General features: G+C 71.0%; 16 protein-coding genes. 7 read left to right on the forward strand and 9 right to left on the reverse strand.

Annotated features, from left to right (window positions below; translation table 11 throughout):
- The first annotated feature begins 9 nt into the window (after positions 1 to 9).
- Complete coding sequence (locus H6726_02150; protein MCB9656423.1) at positions 10 to 387, forward strand: hypothetical protein; 378 nt, start codon at positions 10 to 12, stop codon at positions 385 to 387.
- Positions 384 to 1511: a hypothetical protein gene (locus H6726_02155; protein MCB9656424.1), complete on the forward strand. Its 1128-nt coding sequence runs from the start codon at positions 384 to 386 to the stop codon at positions 1509 to 1511. Before H6726_02150 ends, H6726_02155 begins: the two co-directional genes overlap by 4 nt.
- Positions 1512 to 1558: 47 nt before the next feature.
- On the opposite strand, the gene rdgB is transcribed toward H6726_02155, so the two are convergent.
- The 4 genes from rdgB to H6726_02175 all read right to left on the reverse strand — a co-directional run bounded on the left by rdgB (position 1559) and on the right by H6726_02175 (position 5073).
- A complete protein-coding gene (gene rdgB / locus H6726_02160; GenBank protein MCB9656425.1) occupies positions 1559 to 2206 on the reverse strand; it encodes an RdgB/HAM1 family non-canonical purine NTP pyrophosphatase in 648 nt (215 codons plus the stop codon).
- An 82-nt stretch (positions 2207 to 2288) separates the two neighbouring features.
- On the reverse strand, positions 2289 to 3536 hold the full coding sequence (locus H6726_02165) for a hypothetical protein (protein ID MCB9656426.1): 1248 nt from the start codon (positions 3534 to 3536) through the stop codon (positions 2289 to 2291).
- The gene (locus H6726_02170; protein MCB9656427.1) at positions 3526 to 3975 is read right to left on the reverse strand and encodes a hypothetical protein; all 450 of its coding nucleotides are present in this window, start codon (positions 3973 to 3975) and stop codon (positions 3526 to 3528) included. Before H6726_02170 ends, H6726_02165 begins: the two co-directional genes overlap by 11 nt.
- Positions 3976 to 4131: 156 nt before the next feature.
- A complete protein-coding gene (locus tag H6726_02175) occupies positions 4132 to 5073 on the reverse strand; it encodes a LysR family transcriptional regulator (GenBank protein MCB9656428.1) in 942 nt (313 codons plus the stop codon).
- A gap of 106 nt (positions 5074 to 5179) precedes the next feature.
- Here H6726_02175 and H6726_02180 point away from each other — a divergent pair, with 106 nt between their 5' ends.
- Positions 5180 to 5524: a winged helix-turn-helix transcriptional regulator gene (locus H6726_02180; protein ID MCB9656429.1), complete on the forward strand. Its 345-nt coding sequence runs from the start codon at positions 5180 to 5182 to the stop codon at positions 5522 to 5524.
- Positions 5511 to 5972 carry an SRPBCC domain-containing protein gene (locus H6726_02185; protein MCB9656430.1) on the forward strand — a complete coding sequence of 154 codons (462 nt, stop codon included), beginning with the start codon at positions 5511 to 5513 and terminating at the stop codon, positions 5970 to 5972. The genes H6726_02180 and H6726_02185 overlap by 14 nt, the downstream gene beginning before the upstream one ends.
- Positions 5973 to 5988: 16 nt before the next feature.
- Here H6726_02185 and H6726_02190 read toward each other — a convergent pair whose 3' ends face one another.
- The gene (locus tag H6726_02190; protein ID MCB9656431.1) at positions 5989 to 6408 is read right to left on the reverse strand and encodes a DUF1761 domain-containing protein; all 420 of its coding nucleotides are present in this window, start codon (positions 6406 to 6408) and stop codon (positions 5989 to 5991) included.
- Positions 6409 to 6545: 137 nt separating this feature from the next.
- On the opposite strand from H6726_02190, the gene H6726_02195 reads away from it, so the two are divergent.
- A complete protein-coding gene (locus H6726_02195) occupies positions 6546 to 7661 on the forward strand; it encodes a hypothetical protein (GenBank protein MCB9656432.1) in 1116 nt (371 codons plus the stop codon).
- A 1-nt stretch (position 7662) separates the two neighbouring features.
- Here the strand turns inward: H6726_02195 and H6726_02200 are convergent, their stop codons facing one another.
- A complete protein-coding gene (locus H6726_02200) occupies positions 7663 to 8760 on the reverse strand; it encodes a hypothetical protein (protein MCB9656433.1) in 1098 nt (365 codons plus the stop codon).
- A gap of 166 nt (positions 8761 to 8926) precedes the next feature.
- Here H6726_02200 and H6726_02205 point away from each other — a divergent pair, with 166 nt between their 5' ends.
- Positions 8927 to 9496: a hypothetical protein gene (locus H6726_02205; GenBank protein ID MCB9656434.1), complete on the forward strand. Its 570-nt coding sequence runs from the start codon at positions 8927 to 8929 to the stop codon at positions 9494 to 9496.
- Positions 9497 to 9569: 73 nt separating this feature from the next.
- Here H6726_02205 and H6726_02210 read toward each other — a convergent pair whose 3' ends face one another.
- Genes H6726_02210 through H6726_02220 form a run of 3 tightly spaced genes read right to left on the reverse strand, consistent with a single transcriptional unit; the run spans position 9570 to position 11512 of the window.
- Positions 9570 to 10298: a GNAT family N-acetyltransferase gene (locus H6726_02210; GenBank protein MCB9656435.1), complete on the reverse strand. Its 729-nt coding sequence runs from the start codon at positions 10296 to 10298 to the stop codon at positions 9570 to 9572.
- A gap of 5 nt (positions 10299 to 10303) precedes the next feature.
- Entirely contained in the window at positions 10304 to 10744 is a 441-nt protein-coding gene (locus tag H6726_02215) for a DMT family transporter (protein MCB9656436.1), read from the reverse strand.
- 36 nt (positions 10745 to 10780) lie between these two features.
- Positions 10781 to 11512 carry a Crp/Fnr family transcriptional regulator gene (locus tag H6726_02220; GenBank protein MCB9656437.1) on the reverse strand — a complete coding sequence of 244 codons (732 nt, stop codon included), beginning with the start codon at positions 11510 to 11512 and terminating at the stop codon, positions 10781 to 10783.
- 106 nt (positions 11513 to 11618) lie between these two features.
- Here H6726_02220 and H6726_02225 point away from each other — a divergent pair, with 106 nt between their 5' ends.
- Complete coding sequence (locus tag H6726_02225; protein ID MCB9656438.1) at positions 11619 to 13052, forward strand: C1 family peptidase; 1434 nt, start codon at positions 11619 to 11621, stop codon at positions 13050 to 13052.
- Positions 13053 to 13150 lie beyond the last annotated feature (98 nt).

The following is a 13150-nucleotide window of genomic DNA, read 5'->3' on the forward strand; positions in this document are numbered from 1 at the left end:
CGAGGCACCATGACCAGTCCCATCAAACCACCGTCGGGTCCCCCGCGGGCGCTCGACATCGCTGCGGGGGCGCCCACGCGCGTCCAAGGCGGCGGCGAGGGCGACGAGTTCAAGGCGGCCCTCCAGGGCGCCGCGGCGAGTGGCGCCGCGATGGAACCGGGCACCCCCGTGGTCAACACCCGCGCGGCCGAGCTCGGGGCCGCAGTCCGGGCAGGCGCGCTGACGCCGAGCCAAGCCGTCGACGCGCTGGTCGCCGACGCGCTGGCCTCGCCCGAGGCCCAGCGGCTGGAGCCAGCCGGTCAGAAGGCCCTGGAGCAGCACCTCCGCACGATGTTGGCAGAAGACCCTTCGCTGCTCGAGCTGGTCGGCGACCTCTCGCGCTCATGACACCCCGTGGGCTGCCGCGACCCGCGCCGCTGACGAGCGCCTTTGGCGGTGGCCCGAGCAGCGTCCCGATCGCCATCTGGCTCACCGCCGTGCTGTCCGCATCCAGCAGCTTCTCGAGCGGGTGCTCCGAGCGGGCCGAGCGCGCCCCGGCAGCCGACGTGGATCGCCCGCCTCGGCCCCAACCGACCCTGGACGAGGTGTACGCGCCCACGGTGCGGGGTGAGCGGGATGCCAGCTACCGGGTGCGGATCGCGCCGCGACCCGACGACGAATACACGGCGCGCACACCCATCCCGGCGAGGCGCTTGGTCTACCGCATGCGCCTGCACATCCACGGTACCTTCGGCGAGCCACCCCCCGGCACGCCTCCGGCGGGCGCCGAGCTCAACCTGGACATGACGCCCGACCGACTGCGGGCGCGCTTCCTGGGAGACACGTGGCCGATCCAACCAGGAGCCGAGGTGCGCGTGCGGCGCGGGTCACCTGGAACGTACGTGTTCGATGCCCAGGGCGGACGGCATGTGGGGCCTGGCGAGCTGAGCGGCTGGTTCGTGGGCGAGCCCGTGGGGCGCGACCCGTTCATCCGCGTGCGCGGGCCGCGCACGCCGGCGGTGGGCCCCGCCCCGATGATCTGTCGCCTCTTGGCCGAGTGGGGCAACAGCACCTACAGCAGCATTTCCGGGCGTTGCCGCGACGGAGCGCCCCCCTGGTTCCGGGTGGGCATGTGGTTCGGCACGCTCTCGGCCGACGTCACCATGGACCTGCCGGAGTCCGCCCTGCGCGCGGACGAGCGCGAGCCCCCGGCGCGCGTCGACCCGGTGGAGGGGCGCGTCATGCTCTCCGAGGTGATGCGCCTGCGCCTGTGGCCCGCCACCACACCCACCTACGACCCGGGACCGTTGCCAGAGGAGCACGGCACATTGACGGTGGAGAACCAGACCACACGCAAGATGATCATCGTGGTCGACGCCGTGCCCGTGGCGTGGGTGGAAGGGGGCGCCACGTTCGAGGTGCCCCAGCTACCTGTGGGTGAGCACTGGGTCGGCGCGCAGTACCCGTTCGGGCACCGCGCCATCGCGCCCATCCAGGTGCAGGTGCCAGGCACGTACGTGGTCGATCGGTAGGCGCTGCACGCGAGCCGACACCACGCGGGCGATGGCGCCCCTGGGTCCTACCGGCGAGCCGAGCCCGCCAGATGCGTGGCCAACGCACGGACGGCTGCCCCACGGTGGGAGCGCGCGTTCTTCTCGGCGGGGCTCAGCTCGGCGCTGGTGAGGCCGACGTCCGGCAGGAACAGCAGCGGGTCGTAGCCGAACCCCCCCGTCCCGCGCGGGGCGTCAGCGACCACACCTTCATACGTGCCGCGCGCCTCGAACTGCACCTTCCCCTCGGCGTCGACGAGGCAGATGGCCGCCACGAAGCGCGCCGTCCGCGCCTGTCGCGGCACGTCGCGCAGCGCGGCGAGCAGCTTGTCGTTGTTGGCGGAGTCGCGTGTCTCGCGGTCCCCGTCCACGCCCGCGTAGCGCGCCGAGTGCACCCCCGGGGCGCCGCCGAGGGCGTCCACCTCGAGGCCCGAGTCCTCGGCCACACAGGCACGGCCCGTGAGCCGCGCGTACCCCACGGCCTTCAGGCGCGCGTTCGCCTCGAAGGTGTCGCCGTCCTCGACGGGCTCCTCGGGCAAGTCTCCCGCGGGGTACAGGTCCGCGAGGCCGACCACACGAAACCCGAGAGGCTCCAGCACCTCGCGCACCTCGCGCACCTTGTTGGGGTTGCCGGTGGCGAGCAGCAGCTCGCGGGCGGTGTCGGTCACGGCGGTCATGGACCCTCCAGCTTGAGCCGCCGTGGCCCCGTACGCCAGGTCGGTGGGCGCCCCCGCGGCGCCCGACACGGAGGCTCGCCGCTTAGCGACGCGCGCGACGGCCACGCGGACGTGACGTGGTGGCCCGCGACGGCGACGCGGCGCGGCGGGTGCTCGCCGAAGACGACCCGGCAGGCGCGCCCGGGACGGCCGCCCCGACGGCTCGCGTCGGCAACGCAGCGAAAACCTCGTGCATCTGTTCGGGGTGCGGCCACGCGCGACCGAAGAACGTACTGCCGCGCAGTACGGTGGGGTCGATGGAGAAGTCCCACGCGTCGCGACCCGCCGGGATGAAGGTGTCCACCAAGTGGGTGCCCGGCGTGAAGTGCAGCGCCCCTTCGCCGGACTCCTGTGCGTGGGGCGCGATGGCGCCGGCCTGGGTCACCCGAAACGCGAAGGTGCGCAGGACGCGGCCCTCGTAGGAGAGCACGCACCGATAGGCCCCGGGGCGTTCGCTGACGTTGAACACGCCACCCTCCTGCAGCGCAGCGCTCCCACCCAGGCGCACGCGCATGCGCGTGGACAGGCGGTAGTGACGCCAGGCGTAGTCGAGCGGCTCCTCACCCATACGCGCGTGCCGTGCGGAGAAGCCCCCGGCAGCGCCGAGCCCCTCGAGCAGCGTCACACCCAAGGCCACGCCATCCACGGTGCACTCGAAGCGCGCGTCGTCGGGTCGTGGCAGCGCGACCTCGTGCGAGGCGGCCCAGAAGTCGAACAGCACTTGGTGGTAGCCGTTGAAGCCCTGCGGCAGGGGAGACACCGTGGTGGCGAGCAACAGGTCGTCGCCCACCACCTGGTAGAAGCTGTCGTACACCGGCTGGTTGTGGCGCACCCCGTCGAACGAGTAGTAGCGACCCACGCGGACGCGCAGGACGGGGAGGTCTCGCTGCCCCGCGCTCGTCGTGATGGAGGGGGCGAGCTCGAGCAGCCCTTCGCCGCGCAGCGCGACGCGCGTGTCGGTGCAGCCTTCGGTGTACGCGACGGTGCGACCGTCGCCCTGCAGTGGGCAGGTCATGGTGGCCTCGGTCGTGCCGCCGCGCCGAAGGGTCAGGGTGAGCGTGGTGGCGCCAGCGACGGCACCGCGCAGCACGAGCCGCACCCCAGGGCGGAAGCTGACGTTGTCGGGATCGCTGCGGTTGTCGGTGATGGCCTCGACCCAGGTCAGCCCATCGTCGATGACCACGTCCGACGGTGCCTGCGCGCGTCCGACCGCAGCGCTCGTGCAGAGCACGAGGCACACCGTGAGGGTCCGTCCCAAGAGCGCGCTCGCGAAGAGGTGCTCACGCGCCATGACACGCGCCCCCCGCGTTCTCGAGCGGCGTGCAGGTCTCGTCGGCGCCGCACATGGTGTCGCTGTCGGTCGGGTCGCACACCGGCGCGCACACGGGCGCATCGTCGGCGCCGAAACGCACACAGCGCGCCGCGCGCACGCACTCGAGGTTGCCTTCGCACGTCTCGCCTACCGGGGTGGTCCCCCCCAGCCAGCACACCGACTGCGTCCCCGATGTCAGCTCCAAGCACGCCGACCCGTCCGAACACATCGTGAGTCCGTCACAGCGCGCCATGCAGCGGCTCACCTCGTCCGCCGCGCGCACGCACACGAAGCCATCACCGCACGGGTCCGCGCTGCTGCAGACACGACCCTCGACGCTGTCCTCGTCGCAACCAATCAATAGGCATGAGCCGACCATGAGCGCGAGCGCGCCCGAAGAGACGATGTTCCTGATCACCTGAACCCCTTGGACTAGAGAATGCTCATGAGATGACTGGCGCGCGCACAGGAGTCGAAGAGATGATCGTCATGGGAACATGCACGAGATTCATGCGGGACCTGCGATGCGGTCGGCGGGCCGTGAGCGCACGCTCCCGAGCGACGCCCGGAGCGCTCACGGTGAGCCCGTCGAATCGCTGGCCACCCGTGGAGGAAACAGCTCGCGGCCCATGCGGGCGAGCTCCCCGCGGAGCCACACGTTGCCCGGCTCCCGATCGCAGCGCTCGTGCCACCACGCGACGATCGGGAGCACGAGCAGTTCGACGGGCGCCTCCACATAGCGCACGGGACACGTCGCGCTGGCCGCTTCCGCCAGGGCGCGTGGCACCACCGCGATGAATGGCAACGTCGCCACGAGGTGCGGCACGCACGGGAAGTCGGGCACCCGCAACGCGACCTTGCGCGTCTTGCCGTGGGCACGGAGCGCGTCGTCGACGAACGTCGGTTCTTCGTCGCTCGCGACCACGACGTGGGGGGTATCGCAGAACTCGGCCAGCGAGAGTGTCTCTTCCCGGCACGGGTGGTCCGCGCGGATCAGGACCACGAAGCGATCGTAGCCGAGACGCATGTGATGGAGGCCGGGGTGCGGCAGGTGCATCAGGCTGCCGACCCCCACATCGAGGCGAGCGGAGGCCAAGTCGCGCGCGTCATGCCCCTCGAGAGGCCGCACGGTGAACCGCACGCCCGGTGCGACGCGGGCCAGGCGCCCCATGAGCGCTGGCACGCCGGACGTGTGGAAGACCCCCGAGGCGGCGATGCGGAACACCCGAGTAGAGACGGCAGGGTCGAACTCGTGGCGCGCTTCCACCACCGTGCGTAGGTCTGCCAAGCCGGCGCGAAGCGCTGGCCGGAGCCCTTCCGCGAAGGCGGTGGGGACGAGCTCCGCTCCCGACCGCGCCAAGAGGGGGTCGTCGAACAACCGGCGCAGGCGCGCGAGCGAGTGAGACATCGCGGGCTGGGTGACGCCCAGGCGCGCGGCCGCGCGCGAGACGCTCCGCTCGTCGAGCAACACGTCGAGGGCCAACAGGAGGTTGAGGTTGACGGCGGAGAGGTTCACGACGCCACGATGGTATCGGACGATTCCTTCCAGTCGACCGACGTGGCCGCACGCGCTCGGCGCGCGCGTTGACGGGTCGCCGACAGCGTAACACCATGGTTACTGTATGCCTCGCCCAGCTCAGGCTCTGCCAGACCAGTCGCTCGACGCGCTGGGCAACGAGACGCGGCGCGAGATCTTGCGTGCGCTGGCCGAGTCTCCGCGTACCGTAGGCGCGCTGGCGCGCGAGTTCCCCATCAGCCGCCCCGCCGTGTCGCGCCACCTGCGCGTGCTCGAGGAGGCTTCGCTCGTTCGGCACGTGAGCACGGGTACGACGAACGTGTACGAGGTGGACCCCCGGGGCTTCGACGCCGCGCGCAAGTGGCTCGACGGGTTCTGGGACATCGCGCTCGCGCGCTTCAAGCTGTTGGCGGAGAACACCGCGCGGGAGGACGAGGATGAGCGCGGATGAGCACGGCTCGGCGGCGGCGGGCGCGCCCCTCGAGAAGGAGATCCACGTGGCTTGCTCGCGCGAGCACGCGTTCGCGGTGTTCACGTCGCGCATCGACGTGTGGTGGCCGCGCGGGCACCGGCGGTTCGGCGAGTCGGAGCTGCGGCTGGAGCCGTTCGTGGGTGGTCGCTTCTTCGAGCGCGCAGCCAACGGCGAGGAGTTCGACCTCGGCGCCGTGCGCATCTGGGAGGCGCCGGACCGCGTCTGCTATTCGTGGCGCCCCGGCACGCCGATGACGCCTACCGAGGTGGAAGTTCGCTTCATCGCGGAGGGCTCGTCGACGCGCGTGTGTGTGACCCACCGCAGCGGCAGCACCTGCCCCAAGGACGCGTTCGTGGAGAAGGTGGCGCTCTACGAGCGCGCGTGGGGTCACGTCCTCGCCGCGCTGTCCGAGGCGCTCCGGAGCTGACGCGGCGGATGCGGGGTCACCCGACCAGCGCCAGCACCGCCGAGACGACGAGCGACAGCACGACCTGGCTGCCCGCGCCGATCAAGAACGCGTCGTAGCGCTTCGTGAAGGCGTAGGCGGGGAGCGCCATGGGCACGAACAGGACCAGGGCGACGAACCCACCCAGCGCGAGCATGCCCGCCAAGGAAGAGACGCCGAGGGCTCCGCGCAAGAGCGCCAGCCCCACGCTGAGCGTCGCCGTGCACGCAGCGCCGACCCCGTACGTCCACGGCGGCACCTCGGTGCGGTGTTGCTCCTTCGTCATGGTCGGACCCCCGTACGCCCGCGCCCAGGCGTCTGGAAACAGGACCACGAACCAGAGCGTGAGGACGACCTGCCCGGCGAACACGGAGGCGAGGACGGCGAGCCAGGGGACTGCGGCGAGATCGAGTGACATGGGGACTCCTGGGGTTGGCCATTGGTAACACGTAAGTTACCAATGGCCAACCCCAGAGTGCGGTGAGGGAGCGCTCGTTCGGCCACCAAGGTCACGGCGACGTGTAAGCAGCACGCCCCGCGCACGTTTTCCGTGAGATGCTGTCTCGTCGAGCCACCCGTCCACGTCGCGCCCAGCGCGCGGGCACACGTCCACGCCTCGCATTCATCAGTTCGGTCGTATGGGGCGGGCTCGCGCTCGGGGCCGCGCTGGCGGTGCCTGCGGCCGTACCCAGCGTCACCCGCGCGCGCGCCGACTTTCCGCCCGAGCCAGCGCCGCCCCTGGGCGCGATCACGGCGGTCGGCGAGGCAGACCTAGACGAGGTGGCGCTCGACACGCGCTGCCGCACGGCCCGCCATCGCGCCCGCTGCGTCGTGACGCTGACGTTCGTGGTACGAGGCAACGACGGAGCGGTGCTCACGTTCCCACCGATCGACGGCGCGAGGCTCGACGTCGACGGGCACGCGTTCGGTGACGAGGGCGGCGGTACGCTCGACCTCGCGCCGGGCGAGGCGAGGCGCGTCAGGCTGCGCGTGCGACGCACGGTGTGGGAGGATCGCAGCGAGGGCCTGTACCTCGTGGCCGAGGCAGCCTTCGCGCGCCACGCCGCGCTGGGAGAGTTCCAACACATCCACCGCAGCGACGGCTCGATCCGGGTGCCGCTGTTCGAGGGCCCCGGCCTGCACCTGCGAGGCAGCGTGCGGGTGGCCAGCCGCGTGGGGCGCCGCGTCACGGTCGAGACGGACGCCGGGGTCATGCCGGAGCTGGTCGCGGCGCAGCTGAGCGCGCTGCCGCGCCACCTCGACGTCACGCTCGAGGGGCCGCGCGAAACGCCCCGCTGGCTCCGGCGAGGCGGACCCGTGTTCATGCTCGGGTCGACCGTCGGGGACCAGCAGCGACTCGTGGGCAGGGCCGGCTACGAAGCGGGCTTCGGACGCCACGGGTTCGTTCAGGCGCTGGTCGAGTCGGACCTGCAACGCAGCCTCGCGCTGGCCCTGGTGCTCGAGGGTGCGCTGCCTGCACCCCTGTTCCTCATCCCGAGTCTGTCCGCTGGCGCCGGCCTCGTCGTGGAGACGCGCGCTGATCCACGCGTCGCCCTACGCTTCTCGCTCGGCGCCATGCTGGGCGCCGGGCTGGGCGCACAGGCGACGCTGGACTGGGACCCGCGCGGCCGCCGCACCACGCTCGCTCTCGTGGGGCGACTGAGCTTCTGATTCAGCGCGCGCGCGAACGTCGACGGCCAGGGTCGCAGGTCGGGTCGTCGGCCTGCGGCCAGGGGACGCCACGCTCGTACACCGCGAGCCGAATGTCGTATCCTCGGGGCACGGTCCCAAGCACCGAGCTCACCCGCGCGACCAGCCTATCGGGTGACACCCCAGCGTCGATGAGGGCCGCACGGACCGCCTGCGCCCGCACATCCGGGAGCGGTTCCCGGCGCCGCGGATCGTGATGCACGCGCTCGTCGATCACGACGACCCGCACGAACGGCGCATGCCTGAGCAGCTCTGCCACGGCAGCCAGTCGGGCTGAGGATTCGGGCGTGAGCGTGGCGCTGCGACCGCGGAAGCGGATCGGGCGATCGAGCGTGAGATCGGCGCATCCGAGCGACACGTGGCCTCGCTCGGGTTCGGGACAGCCGTCCTCGTCGCGCGCCCCGTCGAAGTCTTCGGGCTCGCTGGGACAGGCGTCGACCGTGTCGGGCAGGCCGTCCCCATCGGCGTCGGCCGATGCTGGGTCGGCATCACAAGACCAAGGCGGGTCCACCAAGACCAGGCGGACCCCACGAGGCGCTGCGCTGGCGGGGGTGACGCGCTGGTCGCCGAGGCCGCGAAACGTGAGGAGGTCTGGGGGCGCCCCAGCGGCGACGAGCCTCTGCATCACCTCGGCGGCGCGCCGCTCGGACACGTTCACAGCCCTGTTCGGGTCGTGCCACGCGTCGTCGGCTTCGACGCGGACGCGCACGTCTCGCAGCTGCGCGATCAGCGCGCCGGCGTCGGCGAGGGCTGGGAGGGACCACGGATCGAGCTGGGCGTCGTAGCGAAAGACCACCGATCGTTCGAGCGCGATCGCCCGGCAGGTGAGCTGCGCCAGGCCCACCCGCGCGCCTATCGGGACGCGCCGAACGGTGGGCTCGCCCGCGTCGGCTCGCGCAGGAGTGGCCTCCCGCGTGGCCGCCCCGGAGCTCGGGCCCTGTGCGACCAGGGACGAGGTGCCGAGAGCGACCACGCACGCGCTGCCCCAGGCGACGACGCGTACCAGAGAGCCACGGGACACACCCGAAGGTGCGCGGGAGGTGAGGAGGACTCGGCGCATGAACGTGTCCCACGGGTGGACCCGCGCGGGAGCCTGCGCGACGCACGACAGGCCACGTGTATTCAGCCGCAGACCCCACTGGACACGCTGATTAACGTGACTTTTCGGTCGCCACATTGCGAAAGCCGCGCGCGTGCGTCAGCTTTGAGTCGCGATGGCCGGAACGATGAACATCAAAGCCCAGGCGCTGCTGAACGCCGCGAAGTGGGTGGAAGAGCAGCAGGGGAGCGACACGCTCGGAGAGGTCATCCGGCGCTGCAGCGCCCCCGTGCGCGAGCGCTACATCAGCGGCATCGCCATCGAGTGGCACCCGCAGCACGAGTTCGTCGAGTTCCTGCACCACGCGGAGGCGGTGATCCGGCAGCCGCGCGGCAGCGTGTCCAAGGCCATCGGCGCAGAGGGAGCGCGCATCAACACGCGCAGCATGGCCAAGCGCGCCGTGATGTACGTCGCCAGCCCCGAGTTCCTGCTGCGCCGCATCGCGACGCTCTGGCACCAGTTCAACGACCGCGGCGAGATGCGTATCCTCGGCATCGACGAGCGGGAGGCGCACATCGAGCTGCTCCACCTGCCGGAGCCGGACGAGCTCTTCTGCGCGACGATCACCGGCTGGTCGGAGGTCATCGGCGAGGCCGTCGGCTTCGATCGACCGCGCAGTGAGCACGTCTCGTGCTGCGCGCGCGGGGACGACGCGTGCGTGTGGCGAGTGGGCTTCACCCCGGTGGCCAAGGCGTGAGCGGCACGTGACCCCCCAATGGTCGCGCCGCACGTGCCTACAGCACGAGCGACGACCCAGGCGAGTTGCACCGTCACGACGCCACGAGCATGTGGTTGCGGATGCGCGTGCCCCCCGTGAAGCCGAGCTGACGGTACAACGGCTCGCCCATGGCGGACGCCTGCAGCGTCACCAGCGGAGAGCGGTGGAGCGACAGCAACCCACGCATGATGTGACGCGCGAAACCGGCGCGGCGTGCGTCGGGGACCACGCCGACCATGTGCAGGCCAGCCACGCCGTCGGCTTCGAAGAGCAGCCCCGTGCCCACGACCGCGTCCCCCACGCGCGCGAGCACGAGACGCGCGCCCTCGTGGCCGAGCAGACGCTCGACCGACGTCGGGTCGACGCGATAGCCAAACGCCGAGGACGCCGCGTGCGCCCACGTGGTGAGCTCGCGCTCCGCTCCATCGAGCCTGACGGGGCCGGCGAGCCGCGCGGGCGAGTCCCGGAAGGGCGCGGGTCGGAGCGACATGAGCGTCTGCTCGAAGGCGACCGCGAAGCCCGACTCCGAGAGCACGGGTCCGAGAGCCTCGCTGCGCGGCCCCCAGTCTGGGATCACGACCTCGGACGCCGCCGCACGGGCCGCTGCGACGAGCGCGCGTGCGTCGTCGGGGGCAGGAGTCACGCCAGGGTCGAACCACAGGCGATGGGGCCAGCCGAGCGAACGATTGAGCACGGTGCCCGACGGAAGACGGTGTCGCTGCGCGCCCAGCGCCATCCACAACGAGGTGAGGTTGCGGAGGTTGACGAGGTGGTCGGACACGGCGCTCATCCTCGGTTCACCAGCAGGACGCCCAGCAGCAACGTGACGGCACCCGCCACGCGTGTGGGCGTGAGCGTGGCGACGGGCTGGTCGAACCACCCGAAGTGACTGAACAACATGGCCACGAGCAGCTGGCCCGTGAGTGCCGCGCTCATCATGGGGCCGATGCCCATGCGCGGGATGAGCCAATAGAAGCCCACGATGGCCACGCTCGAGAGCAGGCCTCCCGCGACCCACAAGTACGGTGGGACGGTCCGTGCGGCCGCGAGGTCGGGCGGCTGACGCGTGAAGGCGAGCAGAGCGACCAGCGCCGTGAGGCCGACGCCGAAGGCGACGACGGTCGCGTGCGCGGGGTTGCCGAGCAGGCGCCCGAGGTGAGCGTTCATGCTGGCCTGGGCGGCAATGGCCGCTCCTGCCAGGAGCGCGAAGCAGACGAACGAGTTCATGACCTCCATGCTGCGAGGGCGCCGCTGACACCGCCTCTACATAGGTTGAGAGCCGCGCGTTTTTTTCTGCGCGCCTGCTCCCCGTGCTGCACGGGCCGTCGCGCCCCCTGCGGCGGTTCCAGGGGCCACGCGCTCGCCGACGGGCATCGCATCACGTGCGGCGTCCGTGGGGAGGGAGCGGCGCAGCCTGCTGAGCTGCGTCGGCGTGATGCCCAGGTGGGAGGCGACGTGATAGAGCGGCAGTCGTTGCGCGAGTCTCGGGGCGTCTCGGAGGAAGCGCGCATAGCGGCTCGCGGCGTCCTCCTGCACCAGCGCGACCTCGCGTGGTTCCTTGGCCAGTAGCCAGTTCTCCTCGAGGTAGCGGATCTGGAACCACATCAGGTCTGGTCGCTCCCGCAACAGCGCACGGTACCCCGTGAAGTCGATCGAGATCATGCGGGTGGGCTCGAGCGCCTGGATCGCGACGCGCGACGGGAGCCCGCGCAGGAGGGCGACCATCGACCCCGGAAAGGTTCCTTCGTCGAAGAAGACCTTGTTGTATTCGGCGCCGTGGTCGTCGCCGACATAGCCCCGCAACAGTCCGTGGAGCACGTAGCCGAACTCCTTCGGCTCCTCGCCGGGTGCGCAGTAGAACGCTCCCTTGGACAAGCGGACGGGACGACAGAGGCCGAGGAGCGCCGTGCGCGTGTCTGCGTGGAGGGGCGCGTAGCGTTCGAGGGACGTGAGCAGGCTGGCGGCGTCGTGCGGGGCGAGGTTCGAGCGACCCATCGAGGGAGGGTAGAACACGGGGGACGGCCGAGGAGCGCTCGGAATTCGGATCGGGGGCTCTCGGCGCTCTAGCCGGCGGGATCGAGGGCGGCGTACGATTCCGCTCGTGACCAAAAACTTCACCTATGAGCGGCCCGATGGAACCGTGCGAAAACTGTCGGGCTACAAGGCCCCGACGCAGCGCTGGGAGGGGCAGCGCTTCAGCGCGACGCGCGTGACTGCCGCGCGACTGCCCGCACGCGTGGACCTGCGGGCGGCCATGACAGCGGTGGAGAACCAGAGCGAGACGAGCAGCTGCGTCGCCAACGCCGTCGCGGGGGCCTACGAGTATCTGGTCAAGCAGCACCGGCAGGACGACGCCTACGACGTCAGCCGCCTGTTCATCTACTTCGTCGCGCGCGCGGTCGCCGCCGGCGAGGATCCCACCAGCGAACCCGAGCTCGAAGACGAGGGCACCATGATCGGCGCCGCCATCGAGGGCCTGCGCGAGTTCGGCGCCTGCTCCGAGGAGTCCTGGCCCTTCGACGACGAGCTCGTCAACGAGACCCCCTCGGAGGAGGCGTTCGACGAGGCGAGCTACTTCCTAGTCGAGGACGTGATGCAGGTGCCCACGCGGCTCGAGGCTTGGAAGGCGGCGCTCGCCGAGGGGCACCCCATCATCTTCGGTATCAACCTGTACGAGAGCTTCGACGCTCAGCGACGCCCAGGGCTGGTGCCTTCGCCATCACCCCGCGAGGCGCAGCGAGAGGACCACGCCGGGCACGCCATGCTGGCGGTGGGCTACTCGGACCGCGATCAGGTCTTCATCGTGCGCAACTCGTGGGGCGAGGAGTGGGGTGACCGCGGCTACTGCTACATCCCGTACGCCTACCTGATGAACCCGCGCTTCAACGACGGGGACAGCTGGGTCATCCGCCGCGTGGAGGAGCCCGAGCTGGACGAGTCCACCTGGGCCGACGACGACGAGTCGCTGATCGGCGACGTCGAGAACGAGCTCGCCGCGATGAGCGACGAAGACTTCGCTGCCATGTGGGACGCGATGGGCGACGTGGCCTTCGAGACGCGGCTGGCGCTGGTGCTGCTGTTCGCGGCGGGGGCCGACGGCGAGATCGACGACCAGGAGCTGGAGGGCATCGCGGACGTGCTGGCGAACGTGCAGGAGACGCTCGGCATCCGGATGAACCCCGAGAAGGTGCTGCGGCGCGCGCTGAAGCGCATCGACCGCGACGAGGACGTGTTCGAGGAGACGGTCGCGCTGTTCGCCGAGCACGTGCCCGCGACGGTGTTGGCGGCGATCGTGAACGCCGTGCAGGAGGTCGTGGAGATCGACACGGAGGACGAGGAGGACGTCCTCGCGTACCTGGTGGAGGCGTGGCAGGTGGACGCGTTCGGCGAGGGCGATGAAGCCAATGACGAGGGCGACGATGACGATGACGGGGACCACGACGACGATGAAGACGCGGACTACGACGACGATGAAGACGCGGACTACGACGACGATGAAGACGAAGACGGGGACTACGACGAAGACGAAGACTGACTCCGCGTGCCGCGCTTCCTCGCCGTGTGCCCACCCGGGCGCGCTCGGGTGAGCCCCTCGACTGCCATCGGTCTGCTGGCCGAGCGCAGTGTCGCAGG

The organism is Sandaracinaceae bacterium (assembly GCA_020633055.1).
GTDB lineage: Bacteria > Myxococcota_A > Polyangia > Polyangiales > Houyiibacteriaceae > JADJJE01.